Origin of the sequence: Virgibacillus necropolis, from assembly GCF_044793635.1 — a bacterium.
Classification (GTDB): Bacteria; Bacillota; Bacilli; order Bacillales; family Amphibacillaceae; genus Virgibacillus_F; species Virgibacillus_F necropolis_A.
The window spans coordinates 217,292-233,104 of record NZ_CP084992.1 but is presented as its reverse complement, the minus strand read 5'-3'; the positions used below and the strand labels follow the sequence as shown (position 1 = coordinate 233,104).

14 protein-coding genes are annotated in these 15,813 nt (G+C 35.7%); 3 read left to right on the top strand and 11 right to left on the bottom strand.

Annotated features, from left to right (window positions below):
• Positions 1–95 precede the first annotated feature (95 nt).
• The 5 genes from parC to LG329_RS01120 all read right to left on the bottom strand — a co-directional run bounded on the left by parC (position 96) and on the right by LG329_RS01120 (position 7,779).
• Complete coding sequence (gene parC, locus LG329_RS01140; RefSeq protein ID WP_404452741.1) at positions 96–2,537, bottom strand: DNA topoisomerase IV subunit A; 2,442 nt, start codon at positions 2,535–2,537, stop codon at positions 96–98.
• 17 nt (positions 2,538–2,554) lie between these two features.
• Positions 2,555–4,507, bottom strand: coding sequence for a DNA topoisomerase IV subunit B (parE, locus tag LG329_RS01135; RefSeq protein WP_404452740.1), 1,953 nt, complete (start codon positions 4,505–4,507; stop codon positions 2,555–2,557).
• 249 nt (positions 4,508–4,756) lie between these two features.
• The gene (locus LG329_RS01130) at positions 4,757–5,173 is read right to left on the bottom strand and encodes a CoA-binding protein (RefSeq protein WP_404452739.1); all 417 of its coding nucleotides are present in this window, start codon (positions 5,171–5,173) and stop codon (positions 4,757–4,759) included.
• A gap of 18 nt (positions 5,174–5,191) precedes the next feature.
• Positions 5,192–6,715 carry an ABC transporter permease/substrate-binding protein gene (locus LG329_RS01125; protein ID WP_404452738.1) on the bottom strand — a complete coding sequence of 508 codons (1,524 nt, stop codon included), beginning with the start codon at positions 6,713–6,715 and terminating at the stop codon, positions 5,192–5,194.
• Positions 6,715–7,779: an ABC transporter ATP-binding protein gene (locus tag LG329_RS01120; protein WP_404452737.1), complete on the bottom strand. Its 1,065-nt coding sequence runs from the start codon at positions 7,777–7,779 to the stop codon at positions 6,715–6,717. Before LG329_RS01120 ends, LG329_RS01125 begins: the two co-directional genes overlap by 1 nt.
• Before the next feature lie 247 nt (positions 7,780–8,026).
• Between LG329_RS01120 and plsY the strand changes: the two genes are divergently transcribed.
• The 3 genes from plsY (at position 8,027) to yidD (ending at position 9,929) form a co-directional block, all read left to right on the top strand.
• Positions 8,027–8,611 (top strand): glycerol-3-phosphate 1-O-acyltransferase PlsY, encoded by a 585-nt coding sequence (plsY, locus tag LG329_RS01115; RefSeq protein WP_404452736.1) that lies wholly within the window; start codon positions 8,027–8,029, stop codon positions 8,609–8,611.
• Between the two features lie 122 nt (positions 8,612–8,733).
• Complete coding sequence (gene folE2 / locus LG329_RS01110) at positions 8,734–9,669, top strand: GTP cyclohydrolase FolE2 (protein ID WP_404452735.1); 936 nt, start codon at positions 8,734–8,736, stop codon at positions 9,667–9,669.
• 14 nt (positions 9,670–9,683) lie between these two features.
• The gene (yidD, locus tag LG329_RS01105) at positions 9,684–9,929 is read left to right on the top strand and encodes a membrane protein insertion efficiency factor YidD (RefSeq protein WP_404452734.1); all 246 of its coding nucleotides are present in this window, start codon (positions 9,684–9,686) and stop codon (positions 9,927–9,929) included.
• Between the two features lie 10 nt (positions 9,930–9,939).
• Here the strand turns inward: yidD and LG329_RS01100 are convergent, their stop codons facing one another.
• The 6 genes from LG329_RS01100 to LG329_RS01075 form a co-directional block, all read right to left on the bottom strand.
• Positions 9,940–10,239 (bottom strand): hypothetical protein, encoded by a 300-nt coding sequence (locus tag LG329_RS01100; protein WP_404452733.1) that lies wholly within the window; start codon positions 10,237–10,239, stop codon positions 9,940–9,942.
• Between the two features lie 2 nt (positions 10,240–10,241).
• Complete coding sequence (locus LG329_RS01095) at positions 10,242–10,664, bottom strand: acyl-CoA thioesterase (protein WP_404452732.1); 423 nt, start codon at positions 10,662–10,664, stop codon at positions 10,242–10,244.
• 109 nt (positions 10,665–10,773) lie between these two features.
• Positions 10,774–10,854 (bottom strand): hypothetical protein, encoded by an 81-nt coding sequence (locus tag LG329_RS01090; RefSeq protein ID WP_404456354.1) that lies wholly within the window; start codon positions 10,852–10,854, stop codon positions 10,774–10,776.
• A gap of 114 nt (positions 10,855–10,968) precedes the next feature.
• On the bottom strand, positions 10,969–11,559 hold the full coding sequence (locus LG329_RS01085) for a TlpA family protein disulfide reductase (RefSeq protein ID WP_404452731.1): 591 nt from the start codon (positions 11,557–11,559) through the stop codon (positions 10,969–10,971).
• A 157-nt stretch (positions 11,560–11,716) separates the two neighbouring features.
• Entirely contained in the window at positions 11,717–14,425 is a 2,709-nt protein-coding gene (gene acnA / locus LG329_RS01080) for an aconitate hydratase AcnA (RefSeq protein WP_404452730.1), read from the bottom strand.
• Between the two features lie 222 nt (positions 14,426–14,647).
• A complete protein-coding gene (locus LG329_RS01075; protein ID WP_404452729.1) occupies positions 14,648–15,787 on the bottom strand; it encodes an ATP-binding protein in 1,140 nt (379 codons plus the stop codon).
• Positions 15,788–15,813 lie beyond the last annotated feature (26 nt).

Here is a 15,813-nt window from a genome sequence, read left to right as displayed (position 1 = left end):
TCAGAATATATAAAGGGATAAATTAATACGCTTGAAAAGAGAAGTAGAGACAGCTTTCATCGAAAGCTGTCTCTACTCCAATTAACTAACTATATTTACTCATCAAACGGTTTTACGTAATTAGCTTCTCTCCAAACTTCGATTACCTCACCTTGATTATCTGTATCAATTACAAATGATCCATTACTTGAACGATCACTTAACGATAAATCTAATGGGAAAACATTTTGCAATTCCCCTTTATCCGTTTTAAATGCAATGGTATCCTGTTCGTTAATCACAAAGAACCCTTGTATTCTATGGGGCTTTTTCTTTAACTCACGTAACATTGTTAGTCCGCGTTTAGCTCGACTGGTTTTCGTGAACTCACTTAATCTCATACGTTTACATGCCCCTCGTTGTGTTACGACAACTAATGACGGCTCTGCTAAATCATCAAAAACTTGACCATTAACAACATGTTCTTTTTCTTTTAATTGTATTGCTTTTACCCCGGATGCCCGTTGACCAACTGGAGTTATCTCGGATTCATGGTACCATAAGCCATATCCGGTGTTTGTAGCAACAAATACATCTGAATGACCACTAGTCAAATGAACGTGAACAACTTCATCATCTTTTTTCAGATTCAAGGCAACTAGTGCTTTTGAGTGACGTTGAGCATCATAAAGTGCCCATTCACTGCGTTTTACCATCCCATTTTTTGTAAAGAAAATGATAAATTGGTCTTTTTTGAACTCTCTAACTGGTATGCAATTTATAATGGTTTCATCTTTTTCTAATGTTACCATGTTTGAAATATGTTGGCCGATATCTTTCCATCTTATATCTGGCAATTGATGAATTGGCAGGTATAAATATTTACCCTTATTTGTAAACAGTAATATCTTATCTGTTGTGTTTAATTCAAATAAACCTACAAGATGATCCTCGTCCTTTATTGCTAAATCTTCCCCATTGGAGGCTGCATAAGATCGTAGGCTTGTACGCTTAATATAACCATCCCGAGTAGTAGAAACCAATACATCTTCACTTGCAACCATGACCTCGATGTTGATCTTTAGTTCCTCAATATCGTTCTCTATAGTTGTTCTTCTTTTATCTGCATACGATTTTTTTATTTTTTTCAAGTCGCTTTTAATGTTTTGAAGTAACTTTTTTTCACTAGCAAGAATGGATTCCAACTCAGCAATTCTCTTCCTAAGTTCCTCCGCTTCTTTTTCAAGTGATGTGATATCTGTATTTGTCAATCTGTATAATTGCAACATAACAATTGCTTCTGCCTGTGGTTCAGTAAAATCATATGCTTCTATGATTCTTTTTTTAGCATCCGCCTTATTTTTAGATGACCTGATGGTTGCGATTAATTCATCTAAAATAGATATCGCTTTTATTAAGCCCTCTAAAATATGAGAGCGTTCATTTGCTTTTTTTAATTCATATGTTGTTTGTCTTGTCACTACTTCCTTCTGATGAAAAATATAAGCATCAAGCATTTGTGGTAATGACAATAGTTTCGGTGTTTTATCCTTAATAGCTACCATATTGAAGTGATAGGTTACCTGTAAATCAGTGTTTTTATATAGGTAATGAAGTACTCCTTCACTGTTTGCATCCTTTTTTAGCTCAATAACTATTCTAAGTCCAGTGCGGTCTGTTTCATCACGGACTTCGGAAATACCTTCTACCTTCCGATCAATTCGTAACTCGTCAATTTTTTTAACCATGTTTGCTTTGTTTACTTCAAATGGAATTTCATCAATAACGATTTGTTCGCGATTGCCACGAATTTGTTCTACATTAGCTTTACCGCGTACAATTACTTTTCCTTTTCCAGTTTCATATCCTTTTACAATTCCATCTACACCTTGAATAATCCCGCCAGTAGGGAAATCTGGTCCCTTCATTACTGTCATCAAATCCTGTACAGTTACAGAAGGATTATCAATTCTCATGACCACTGCATCGATAACTTCAGCTAAATTGTGTGGAGGAATATCCGTAGCATATCCAGCTGATATTCCAGTTGATCCATTAACCAAAAGATTAGGAAACTTTGCTGGTAATACTAATGGTTCGTCGTTTGTATCATCAAAGTTTGGTATGAAATCCACTGTATGTTTATCAATGTCACGAAGCAATTCGGAAGAAATACTAGAAAGTCTTGCCTCCGTGTAACGCATTGCTGCAGGTGGATCCCCATCAAGACTACCATTGTTACCATGCATTTCGATCAATCCATTTCGTACCTTCCAATCTTGACTTAACCGAACCATGGCTTCATAAACGGAGGAATCTCCATGTGGATGGTAGTTACCTATTACCGTTCCGACTGTTTTAGCAGATTTACGAAAATGATTATCATGTGTATTTTTATCTTCATACATTGCATACAAAATACGACGTTGTACTGGCTTTAGTCCATCACGTGCATCCGGCAATGCTCTCTCTTGTATAATATATTTACTGTATCTCCCAAAACGATCGCCAATAACTTCTTCGAGTGGAAGGTCTAAATATTTTTCTGGTTGTGACAAAAAAGTCCCCCCCTTAATTACGTATGAATTTTATCGTTTTCTAATATGTTTTCATCATCATCCATGCCGAATTTAACATGTCCCTCGATCCATTCTCTTCTAGGTGCTACCTTATCGCCCATTAACGTGGTAATACGTCTTTCAGCCCTCGCAAGATCTTCTAATGTCACGCGAATTAAGGTTCTGGTTTCAGGATCCATTGTAGTTTCCCATAACTGTGAGGCATTCATTTCACCAAGACCTTTATAACGTTGGATTGTGTAGCCGTTTTTAAATTGACTCAATATATCTTTTAGTTCATGGTCTTCCCATGCATACACAATTTTTTCGTTTTTTCCTTTACCTTTTGAAACTTTGTATAATGGTGGTAATGCAATATAAATTTTTCCAGCATTAATTAAAGATTTCATATAACGATAAAAGAATGTTAGCAATAGGACCTGGATGTGCGCACCATCAGTGTCCGCATCAGTCATGATAATAATTTTATCGTATTGAACATCTTCTAAATCAAAATCACCGCCAACACCCGCACCAATGGTATGGATGATTGTTGAAATCTCTTCATTTTTAAAGACATCTTCTAATTTTGCTTTCTCCGTATTGATTACTTTTCCCCGCAGTGGCAGAACCGCTTGAAATTTGCGGTCACGGCCTTGTTTTGCTGATCCCCCGGCAGAGTCTCCCTCAACTAAGTAGAGTTCATTTTTTTTAGGGTTTTTTGATTGTGCGGGAGTTAGCTTTCCGCTTAACAAAGAATCCTTACGACGTTTTTTCTTTCCAGTACGAGCATCTTCACGCGCTTTCCTGGCAGCTTCTCTAGCTTCTTTTGCTTTGACTGCCTTCTTAGTTAGCAGACTTGCACTATCAGGATTTTCTTCAAGAAAATAGGACAACTTTTCTGATACAACAGCATCAACTACAGATCTTGCCTCAGAAGTTCCTAATTTCCCTTTCGTTTGCCCTTCAAATTGTAATTTTTCTTCTGGAATTCGTACAGATACGATCGCGGTAAAGCCTTCTCGTATATCCGTACCCTCTAGATTTTTATCTTTATCTTTTAACACTCCAGATTTACGAGCATACTCATTAAACGTTCGCGTTACGGCTGTTCTAGCACCGGATTCGTGAGTTCCTCCGTCTTTCGTCCGAACATGGTTAACAAAGGAAAGCATACTTTCTGAGTATCCATCATTAAATTGAAAGGCGAAGTCTACTTCTATATCTTGCTGTTCTCCCTCAAACGAAACAACTGGATGTAAAGTATCTTTTTCCTCGTTTAAGTAAGCTACAAACGACTCCAGTCCATCGGGATATTCATATACTTCACTTGTGTTATCCCGCTCGTCAACTAATTCAATCTTTAATCCTTTTAACAAAAATGCCGCTTCTCTAAGCCTTTCGGATAATGTTTCAAAATTATAGACTGTAGAAGAAAATATTGTGGGATCGGGCTTGAAGTGGATTATGGATCCTTTCTTTCTAGTAGATCCTTTGTTTTCCATGGTTCCAGCAGGTTTGCCACCATTTTCGAATCGCTGGAAATATACTTGTCCATCACGGTAGCTTGTAACCTCTAACCATTCAGATAAAGCATTAACTACAGAAGCACCAACTCCATGTAGCCCACCGCTAGTCTTATAACCGCCTTGTCCAAATTTACCTCCTGCGTGTAGAACAGTAAATATTACTTCAATTGTAGGTCGACCAGATTTATGCATTCCAGCTGGTATTCCTCTACCACTGTCCTCGACCGAAATACTATTATCCTTATGTATTTTGACTTTTATTGTATTCCCATAGCCAGCTAGTGCCTCATCAACAGCATTATCGACTATTTCATGCACTAAATGGTGTAATCCACGATTATCAGTACTCCCTATATACATACCAGGTCTTTTCCGGACTGCGTCAAGCCCCTCAAGTACCTGAATAGAGTCATCGGTATAACTTAACGGTTGTTTAACCAATTACCATCTACTCCTTTCTAGCTCTCAATCAATTTCCATACTTCAGTGTCTTCTATAAGAATAGAACAAATGTTTGTTATTGTAAATGTATATACCTGCTGTGCAGATTCTGTTTATAAGTATACTACAATTAATTTCTGCTTGTATAGAAGATAAATAATAGCATTAATCCTACTATAATGAAAACCGTACACATTTTAAACACAAAAACAGCTTTATCTCCGATGATAAGAGATAAAGCTGGAAACTCTATTTAATTAACATCGAATGCGCTACTTTGATACAAGTGTCCATGATCACTGTAAAGTCCCGGTCTTTCAGATATGCATATGCTTCTTCATTTTCAATACCTAATTGTGCCCAAAATACGTTTGCCTTTGTTCCGGCTGCTTCTTCAGCAATGGCAGGTAAGTATTCTGACCTTCTAAACACATTAATAATATCAATAGGCTCATCAACATCTTTCAATGATGCATATGATTTTTGACCCAATACCTCATCTACCATCGGATTGACAGGAATTATATGATATCCTTTATCCTGCATAATTTTTGAAACTTGATAGGAAGTTCTATTGGGATTGTCTGATAAACCCACCACGGCTAAGTTTTTTGATTCTTGCAACACCTGTTTAACCTTTTCATTTGACGGATTTTCGATTGCCATTTTGAACACTCCTTTTATTTAATCAAGTAGTCCCTGCTCAGTCAAATAGTTTCTTGCTATTGATTCTGGGGACTTACGTTCATAATCAACTTGATAGTTCATCTGACGCATCTGATTATCTGTTATTTTGCCACCAAGTTGATTTAATATTTCTTCTAACTCAGGATACTTCATTAATGTTTCCTGTCTTAGAAGTGGAGCACCCTGATATGGCGGGAATAAATTTTTTGGATCATCCAACACTACTAAGTCAAATTTGACCATATAACTGTCTGTTGCATAAGCATCTATAACATCCACTTCTCCATTTGATAGCGCTTCTTGGCGAATACCTGGCTCCATGGTTACGACATTAGCAAAATTTAGATTGTACACTTCCTGCATTCCAACATAACCATCATATCGATCTTTGAATTCTAATGTAAATCCGGCTGTGAATTGATCCTCGACTTTATTCAAGTCTCCAATCGATTCAAGATCATATTTTTCGGCTAATTCTTTTGTTGTTGTTACAGCATATGTGTTGTTGAATTTCATTGGTTCTAAAAATGCCATATCATATTTTTCATTCATGCCATTTTTTGCTTGTTGATATACTTTCTTAGGGTCATTACTCTGAGCTTTTTCACCTAAATGCGTTACGATTGCAGTTCCCGTAAATTCAGGATATATATCAATACTTCCTTCCTGAAGTGCAGAGAATACAAATGCAGTCTTTCCTAAACCTGCTTTTAATTCCACATCTAGATCAGTCGCGTCTTCTATTAATAATTTGTACATGTTAATTAAAATTGCTGGTTCAGATCCCAGTTTTGCACCAATAACTATATCAGCTTTTTTACCGTCATTGAACATGAATGGGGTTGCAACAACTAAAACAGCGATAATCAACATTGCAACAAAGGATTTAAATCCTGACCGTTTTGATATAAATTCAAAGCCACGAAGAATAATATCCAACATAATTGCTAATAATGCAGCCGGAATAGCGCCTAATAAAATTAGATTAATATCAGCACCTCTGTCTATTCCAAGTAATATCAATTCACCTAATCCACCAGCTCCAATTAAAGCGGCAATTGTCGTCGTTCCAACAATTAAAACCATAGATGTTCGGATACCCGCCATAATAACAGGCATTGCAATTGGAAGTTCTACTTTTGTAAGACGTTTAAATGAATTCATTCCCATACCAGTAGCAGCTTCTTTTAACGAAGGATTTACTTCCTTAATTCCTGTATATGTGTTTCGCAAAATAGGTAGCAAGCCATAAGCCGTTAACGCAATAATTGCTGGAGTAGTTCCGATACCGAAAAACGGAATTAGAAACGCCAATACCGCAAGACTCGGTATGGTTTGCAAGACTGCTGTAACGCCAATAATTGGCTCAGCAACTTTTGTGTATCGTGTCAATAATAAGCCCAACGGAACTGCAATAATAATCGCGATAATCAATGCGATTAAGGAAATCTGCAAATGTTCCCATATCGTTTCAAGCAAAACGTCCTGTCTTTTCTGGAAAACATCGATGAATTCATTCATTACTGAACCACCCCGTTTTCCACTTTGGTTTTACTCCTTAAAAATGCAATTATGTCCTTATTTGTTAATATACCTACTAGTTTCTGCTCTTTTAATACTGGTAGAATAACTTGTTCATCGGATTGAATGACTTCTGTTGCTTGAAATAAAGGTATATCATTATCTATTGTTTTTATGTCAACTTTATTTCCGTCATTCACGGCACCCACATACATGTTGTGCTCGTCTTTTATGGCATACATTCCAGATTGATTGTATAATCCTTGTTCATAATCGGACAGGAATATGACATGTGATTGTGATTGATCCGCAATAACATCAACCGCAGTTTGCCATGGAGATTTTCTTTCGCCAATAAAGTCGCGTACAAACTGTGTTTTTGGATTCAATATTAATTGTTGTGGCGTGTCGACTTGAACAACCTGCCCTTCCTTCATTAAACATACTTTATCCCCTATTGCCATTGCCTCATCCATATCATGTGTTACAAAAACAATCGTTTTTTTGATTTCCTTTTGGAGTACTCGAATGTCTTTTTGCAGCTGTTCTCGACTAATCGGATCTAACGCACTAAAAGGTTCATCCATCAGAATAATATCTGGATCAGCCGCGAGCGCTCGTATTACACCAATACGTTGTTGTTGACCCCCCGACAGTTCGCTTGGCATCCTTCGTTGATAGGTTGATGGATCGAGCCCGACCATTTCCAATAATTCGATCCCTCGATCACGGATTTTTTTCCTCCTCCACTTTTTCATTTCAGGTACTACTGCAATATTTTCTGCAATTGACATATGCGGAAAGAGCGCTATGTCTTGTAAAACATATCCAATATTCCAGCGTAATTCATGAATATTGTAATCGCTAATTTCTTTGTCATTTATGTATATAGATCCTGATGTAGGTTCTATTAAACGATTAATCATTTTCATTGTAGTTGTTTTCCCACAACCACTAGGTCCAATCAGAGTCATAAGTTCCCCGTTTTCCACTTTTAAAGAAAAGTCCTTTAATGCTTCGGTACCGTCAGGATATACCTTTCGAACATTCTTAAATTCGATCATGTATCTCGTCCTTTTGTTAATTTATTCCCGTTTAGTCACGGGTGGCTACATCTATTTCTAAGTAAAGTAGAATAATAAAAATCACGTAGGTATTTACCCCTAATCACTATTTTAGAAACGTTAATTCAAATCCCTTCCAGAAATTAAAGGGTATATATCGTTTTTTTAGGTTCTTTCGCCTATAACTTCATGATAAAATAAAGATAAGTTTATTATTATGAGATTATAATAGAAAGAAGGACAGTACATGGAATACGTTTTATTTGCAATCATTGCATATCTATTAGGATCAATTCCATCTGCGCTTATCGTTGGTAAAGTTGGATTTAAGATTGATATACGTGAACACGGAAGTGGAAATTTAGGTGCTACAAATACATTCCGTGTACTAGGTATAAAGGCAGGTATAATTGTAACATTAACAGATATTTTAAAAGGAACAATCGCAACGCTAATCCCACTACTGGTTGATGTAGATATTTATCGATTAGTAATCGGTCTCTTTGCTGTTGTTGGCCATACATATCCACTTTTCGCTAAATTTAAAGGAGGCAAAGCGGTAGCAACATCTGGTGGAATTATTTTAGGTGTTAGTCCATTTTTATTTTTAAGTATAGTAATTGCTTTTTTACTGACCTTATATATTTCTAAATATGTTTCCTTATCATCAATCATAACTGGTATAGTAACAGTGGTTGCTGCAGTTTTATTACAAGAAGATATTGGATTAATTATCGTATCCTGTGTATTAGCTATTTTCGTATCCTATCGACATAAAGACAATATAAAGCGGATTCGAAATGGTACAGAACCTAAAATTACTTGGATGTAAGCTCAAAAAGCACAAGCGACGTTTCGTTTATCAATGTAATCTAACGAACCAAAATATTGAATAAAAATATATAATTGCGTATAATTTTAACTACTAATCTTAGCAGGAAAGGGGACACTGTCATGAATAATACACAAACATCCCTTAACGTAAACTTACCAAACAAAGATAAACGACATCAACTATTTGGTTCTGTATCCCCGGGTCCAAGAACAAAACCAGTGGAAAAAGAGAACATGGTTGATTTACAAAATACAAAAAAGGATTTTTTATTTGACTTAGATCAAGTAGGTATTGCTAATGTAAAACATCCGATAACTGTTGAGAGCAATATTACACCTTTAACACAATCGACTATAGGAACCTTTACATTTACCTCGTCTATTAAAAAGACTAGTAAAGGAACGAACATGAGTCGTTTTATGGAACAATTGAGTGCCTATCATCAAAACGGGTTTGTTGCTAATTTATCCACACTTAAAGTATTTACAAAAGAGCTTGCGTCACGCCTTAAACAGGATGATGCGGAGGTTCAACTTGCATTCCCTTGGTTTTATGAACGTACTGGTCCACAGTCAAATATACCAGGAATGAATCATGTAAATGTAAGCCTAACAGTTACCTATGATATCAATAAAGGCTTCTCTATTCGTGCATCACTTTCAGCATTAATCACAACATTATGTCCTTGTTCTAAAGAAATTAGTGAATATAGTGCACATAACCAGCGTGGTTCTGTTTCCATGGATATTACAATTGTAGATGATTTTAACGAAGATCTAATAGATTGGAAAGAGATGCTGTTAGAGGCAGCAGAGAGTAATGCAAGCGCACGGTTACATCCAGTATTAAAACGAACAGATGAAAAAATAATTACTGAACAAGCGTATGAAAATCCTAGATTTGTTGAGGATATGGTAAGACTTGTGGCTGCTGATTTATTTGAAATGCCTTTTGTAACCAAGTTTAAAGTAGCATGTCGTAATGAAGAATCCATTCACATGCATGATGCTGTTGCATCTGTTACGATAGATAAGGTGGATTATATCTCACAGTAGAGGGATCGAACATTATGAAGTTAATTTTTATTACGCTCATTCAATTTTATCGAAAAGTAATTAGTCCCATTAAACCACCTACATGTAGATTTTACCCTACTTGTTCCGAATATGGATTAGAGTCTGTTAAACGATTTGGAGCAATTAAAGGTGGTTACTTAACAATTAAGCGTATATTAAAGTGTCACCCCTTCCATGCCGGTGGTGTAGATTTAGTTCCTGAAAAAAGAGAAAAAAAAAGTAAAGGCAGTTCAATGTGAACTGCCTTTTTCATAGGCTGAATTTTTCTAGTTGCTCCAATTGATTTTCCTTGAATAATATTTCTTTTTGTTTTTCTCCAAATAGATCAAAATGCGGGAAGTCTTTATCTAAATGAATCCAATTTGATTGTAATTGATACACTTTTCCCCACTCAATTAACTTATCTAAGTCACTACACCCTACTTTTGTAACTGTGTAGCAACCTGGGAATCGCTTATCCTGCCAGTAATGGGTTAAAAAAGAGATTTCTCCACTTTTCACATTGCTTTTCCATTGGTTCAATTCTTCACGTTTAAGCCCAAAAGCCATTCCTATTCACCTTCAATTACCTTTTTATATGCATTGTGCCAATCTGGAAATGCACGTTTCAGTGATAATGGGCGGAAATTGTCTTTTTTTACAATGACATGCTTTGTAGTTCCAGTTATAGCGATGTTGTTTTCTCCATTTAATATTCGATACCCATATACCGTTCTTAAGCCATCATATTGATCAAGCCATGTTTCGACTGTTGCCATTTCACCATACCGAATTGGTTTTTTAAACGAAATCTGTGCATCCACAACAGGTGATACAACATTACTCTTTTCCATCTCAGCATAGTTAAATCCTAAAGACTCGATAAATTTAGTACGACCAATTTCAAACCATACTAAATAATTTGCATGGTATACAACTCCCATTTGATCCGTTTCCTGATACCTTACGTCTATATCTGTTTTTACAATACTCAAAATTTATTCCCCCTACTACCAATCTGTACCATTTACAGTTTAGCATAACCATCTAATTTTCATAAAATAAATGAATTTAAAAAGCATTTCCGATGGAAATGCTTTTTAATCAACCTTCTTTATCATGTAATTGCTGGTATTTCAGTTCAAACTTTGACTCGATTTTTTCCAGAACTGACTCGTCTTCCATAATTTCCTTTCGATTTTCATTTACTAACTCATTATAGGAAAGCCTTCTTTTTAAAGAAATAGAAATCCACTCCTTTTTAAAGAAGTATTCCCAAATAATTGAAAATTTATATACCTATTGTAACTTTTTTAACATTTCTTCCATAAAATCGTATGTCATCGGTCCAACTTTCCTTGGTTGTTGGACAACACCATCAGTACCAATAAAGTATGTGGTAGGAAGGCCATATGCCATATAACTTTCAACAACTTTCAATTTTTTATCTAATAATATTGGATAGGTATAATTAAAGTCATTAATAAAATTTCGTACAGATTTCATACTGTTCTCCTGCCCAGTTGCATTTATTGCAAGAATTTCAACCTCATCAGAATATTTTTCATAGAATTCTTGCATTTCGGGCATTTCTTTTTTACATGGTGGACACCAAGTGGCCCAAAAATTTATAAATACCTTTTTCCCTCGTAAATCAGATAACCGTACAGTTTTGCCCGACAACGTTGTTAACTCAAAATCTGGAGCCTGCTTGCCTACTTCTAATCCAGACTTTCCTGGTGAACTGATTGCGACACCATCAACATTTGTGTTTCCGGTTACATCAACTACATTTGCACCTTCATCATCGTTAGATTTATCCGTGACATTTATGATTAGAAGACCTATTAAAAGCATTAATACTGCAGTTGCTAATACCTTTTTAATCATGCATACTCTCCTCTATCTAAAAACAGATATATACTCAACACTAATAGTAGAGTTGAAAAGTTTAAATGTAAAGTAAATAGCAATAAAGTTCATGTAACGTTCAACAAAAAAATTCTACACCATTTATTATGGTGTAGAATTTTTCATTTACTATAATTTAAGCTTCCATTTTATTACGTAGAACCATTTGTAAAATTCCACCGTGACGATAGTAATCAACTTCCACATCACTATCAAAGCGCGCCATTACTTCAAATTCAGTAGTTTTGCCTTGTTCATCCACAGCAGTTACTTTCACTAAATCATGTGGTTTAACTGATTCGTCAATTTCTACATTAAATGACTCTTTACCAGTTAATCCTAATTTATCAGCACTTTCGCCTTTTTGGAATTGTAATGGTAATACACCCATCATTACTAAGTTTGAACGATGGATACGCTCATAGCTTTCAGCAATTACAGTTTTAATTCCAAGCAGGTTAGTACCCTTAGCAGCCCAGTCACGTGAGCTACCCATACCATAATCTTTACCACCCATAACGATTAAGCCAGTACCAGCTTCTTGATACTTCATTGCAGCATCATAGATAGGCATAACTTCTTCTGTCGGCCAGAAAGTTGTATAGCCGCCTTCAGTTCCAGGTGCAAGTAAGTTACGAATACGAATATTTGCAAACGTTCCACGCATCATTACTTCATGATTACCACGACGTGACCCATAAGAGTTAAAATTACGTGGTGACACATTTTTATCTTGTAGATATTTACCTGCTGGCATATCTTTAGCTATTGCCCCTGCAGGAGAAATGTGGTCAGTCGTTACTGAATCACCGAATAAACCAATAGCACGAAGCTTGTTTAACGGTTTAACGGAACCAGCATCTTTTGACAATCCTTCAAAATATGGAGGATTTTGAATGTATGTTGATTCATCATTCCATTTATACAATGGTTCATCTGTTGTTTCAATTTCATTCCACTTCTTGTTTGAAGCAAAGACATTTTCATATTCTTTACGGAATATTTCTGGTTTAACAGTTTGTTCTACTTGCTCTTTAATTTCTTCCATTGTTGGCCAAATATCGTTCATGTAGATATCATTGCCCGCGCTATCTTTACCTAATGGTTCTTTTACTAGATCAATATCAACAGTACCAGCTAATGCGTATGCAACAACCAATGGTGGTGATGCAAGATAGTTAGCTTTTACAAGTGGATGAATTCGTCCTTCAAAGTTTCGGTTACCTGATAACACGGAAGAAACAGTTAGATCGTTATCTGCAATTGCAGTTTCAATTTCTTCTTTAAGTGGACCAGAGTTACCGATACAAGTTGTACAACCATAGCCAACGAGGTTAAATCCTAATTGATCAAGATATGGTGTTAATCCGGAATCATCTAAGTAGCGTGTAACTACTTTTGATCCTGGTGCAAGAGATGTTTTAACATAATCTGGAACAGTAAGTCCTTTTTCCACGGCTTTTTTAGCAATTAGTCCCGCACCTAACATTACATATGGGTTAGATGTGTTCGTACAAGATGTAATTGCTGCAATAGCAAGTGCACCAGTTTTCATAACAGATTTTGATCCATCAGCATACTCAACTGTAGCTTCTTTATCAAACTCTGATTTATTTAAACCAAATCCTTGGTTTCCAGCCGGAGCTGTAATAGCTTTATTAAATTCTTTTTTCATATCTGAAAGTGCAATTAAATCTTGTGGGCGCTTTGGACCAGATAAGTTTGGCTCAAGCTCAGATAAATTGATTTCTACAAGCTCTGTATATTCAGGATCAGCTTGATCTGATGAATACCATAGGCTGTTTTCTTTACAATATTTTTCAACCAAATCTATATGATCTTCTTTACGTCCAGTCAATCGTAAATAATTTAATGATTCCTCGTCAACTGGGAAAAATCCACATGTAGCACCATATTCAGGTGCCATGTTAGAGATTGTAGCACGGTCAGCAAGTGGCATGTCCTTAAGACCAGGACCGAAATACTCTACAAATTTTCCAACTACTGCTTTTTCGCGAAGAACTTGGGTTACTTTCAAAGCTAAATCAGTTGCAGTAGTACCATTTGGGAAGCTACCTGTAAATTTAACACCAATTACCTCTGGAACTGGTAAAATAGAAGCCTGACCTAGCATTCCAGCCTCTGCTTCAATTCCTCCAACACCCCAACCAAGTACACCTAGTCCATTAATCATGGTGGTGTGTGAGTCTGTTCCAAATAATGTATCAGGAAATGCATTATAGCTTCCATCCTCATTTTCTAATTGATGAACTACATTTGCAATATACTCAAGGTTTACTTGGTGAACAATTCCAGTTGCTGGTGGAACAGCGCGATAATTGTCAAATGCTTTTTGTGCCCAGTTTAAAAATTCATAACGCTCACCATTGCGTTCAAATTCTAATTCCATATTAGCTTGTAATGCATTAGGTGTACCGTATTGATCTACTTGTACGGAATGGTCAATTACTAGATCTACTGGTACCTCAGGGTTAATCTTGTCAGGTTCCCCACCCATGTCTACCATTGCTTTACGTAATGAAGCAAGGTCTACAACAGCAGGTACTCCAGTGAAGTCTTGTAAAATTACACGTGAAGGTTTAAAAGGTACATCTACCCCTTCGCCTTCTTTCGTTCCCCATTTAGTTAATCCTTTTACATGCTCATCTTTAATGACATGACCATCATGTTGACGGACAATAGATTCTAATAGAACTCGGATTGAAAATGGTAGTCTTGCAATATTACCAATGCCGGCTTCTTCTAAAGCTTTTAATTGATAGTAGTTATACGTCTTACCATTTAACTCAAATTGTTTTTTGGCTTGAAATGCATTTTGTGTCATTATGTATTACTCCTCTCACTCTTTTTGTCGAAGATTTATATTATTCTCACAGTCAAATCCAGGACAAATCTAATAAACTCACTTTATTATCTTAAATGAAAAAAGCATATAAAACAAATTTTATATGCCATTTCGTGTATATTAAAATTTTATGTAAAGTGATAACTAATAGTTATACATTAAATATAATAATGTATATGTAAATTATACCCAATGACATTTTCATTCATTGGGTTTAGGAAGAATGATTTTAAATGTACTTCCTTTGTTTGCATTTTGTTCTATTTCTAATTTTCCATCATGCTTTTCTAAAATTTGGTTTGTAATCATTAAACCAAGTCCTGTTCCGCTCTTCTTTGTTGTGAAAAAAGGTTCTCCTAATTTATGAATAATTTCTTCCGGAATTCCCGGACCATCATCTATGATTGCAATTTCAAGTTTTGAATCTTTTGCTGATATAATAATTTCAATCGTACCTTTATTGTCCATTGCCTCAATTGCATTTTTCATTATATTAATTAAAACCTGTTTGATTTGGGATCGATCACAGAAAACACGATGTTTATCTTGCCTGCTCCATCTAATGTCGACATTTTTTAAACGGGCTTGTGGTAATAATAATGCTACAATTTCATGAACCATTACTTCCACAGTTTCTTCCCTTTTATTATTTGTTAAAGGTTTCGAAATAAATAGAAGTTCTGAAGTGATGGTTTCCATTTTCTCGATTTCATCTATCATGATTTTATAATATTCTTCTTTTCGGTTTACACCCGCTTGTAAGAGTTGCATGAATCCCTTTAACGAAGTTAGTGGATTCCTAATTTCATGTGCTATGCCAGCTGCCAATTGCCCAGCAACAGACATTTTCTCTGAACGGATCATCATTTCCTCAGCCTCTTTTTTATCTGAGATATCTTTAAGCATGGCGATATAAAAGTAATTGTCATTTGTACTGTCCAATAATTTAGATACCGCACATTCCGTCCAAATATATTTTCCATGTTTGTTCCGAATGTTTATATTAAACTTGTGACTATTATGGTCTTTATTAGCGTCAGTATAATATTTCATAATATGTGTCACATCTTCTGGAGAGATTAAATCGTACCAGGATATTTCTTCTAAATCGCTAATTGTATACCCTAAAATGCGTACGACAGATTTGGATATAAACATAATCTTTCCGGCTTTATCCCAAATAGTGATTAACTCGTTACTGTTATTTTCAATCCAGGTAATTATATACGGTGGAAGTTCACTCATATCCGAATAGATTCCTTGTTTAATCTTCGTCTTATCAGAGCAAGAATTATCTCTATCATTCTCATCCGTGTGCTCCATAAAAGAATTAAATTTCATCGCTTCACCCCTAGTTACAGATTCCA

Excerpts from the sequence above, each read along its gene's own strand:
- LG329_RS01130 (WP_404452739.1), bottom strand. The coding sequence starts at position 5,173 with ATGGCAATCGAAAATCCGTCAAATGAAAAGGTTAAACAGGTGTTGCAA.
- LG329_RS01125 (WP_404452738.1), bottom strand. The coding sequence starts at position 6,715 with ATGAATGAATTCATCGATGTTTTCCAGAAAAGACAGGACGTTTTGCTT.
- LG329_RS01120 (WP_404452737.1), bottom strand. The coding sequence starts at position 7,779 with ATGATCGAATTTAAGAATGTTCGAAAGGTATATCCTGACGGTACCGAA.
- plsY (WP_404452736.1), top strand. The coding sequence starts at position 8,027 with ATGGAATACGTTTTATTTGCAATCATTGCATATCTATTAGGATCAATT.
- folE2 (WP_404452735.1), top strand. The coding sequence starts at position 8,734 with ATGAATAATACACAAACATCCCTTAACGTAAACTTACCAAACAAAGAT.
- yidD (WP_404452734.1), top strand. The coding sequence starts at position 9,684 with ATGAAGTTAATTTTTATTACGCTCATTCAATTTTATCGAAAAGTAATT.
- LG329_RS01100 (WP_404452733.1), bottom strand. The coding sequence starts at position 10,239 with ATGGCTTTTGGGCTTAAACGTGAAGAATTGAACCAATGGAAAAGCAAT.
- LG329_RS01090 (WP_404456354.1), bottom strand. The coding sequence starts at position 10,854 with ATGGAAGACGAGTCAGTTCTGGAAAAAATCGAGTCAAAGTTTGAACTG.
- LG329_RS01085 (WP_404452731.1), bottom strand. The coding sequence starts at position 11,559 with ATGATTAAAAAGGTATTAGCAACTGCAGTATTAATGCTTTTAATAGGT.
- acnA (WP_404452730.1), bottom strand. The coding sequence starts at position 14,425 with ATGACACAAAATGCATTTCAAGCCAAAAAACAATTTGAGTTAAATGGT.
- LG329_RS01075 (WP_404452729.1), bottom strand. The coding sequence starts at position 15,787 with ATGAAATTTAATTCTTTTATGGAGCACACGGATGAGAATGATAGAGAT.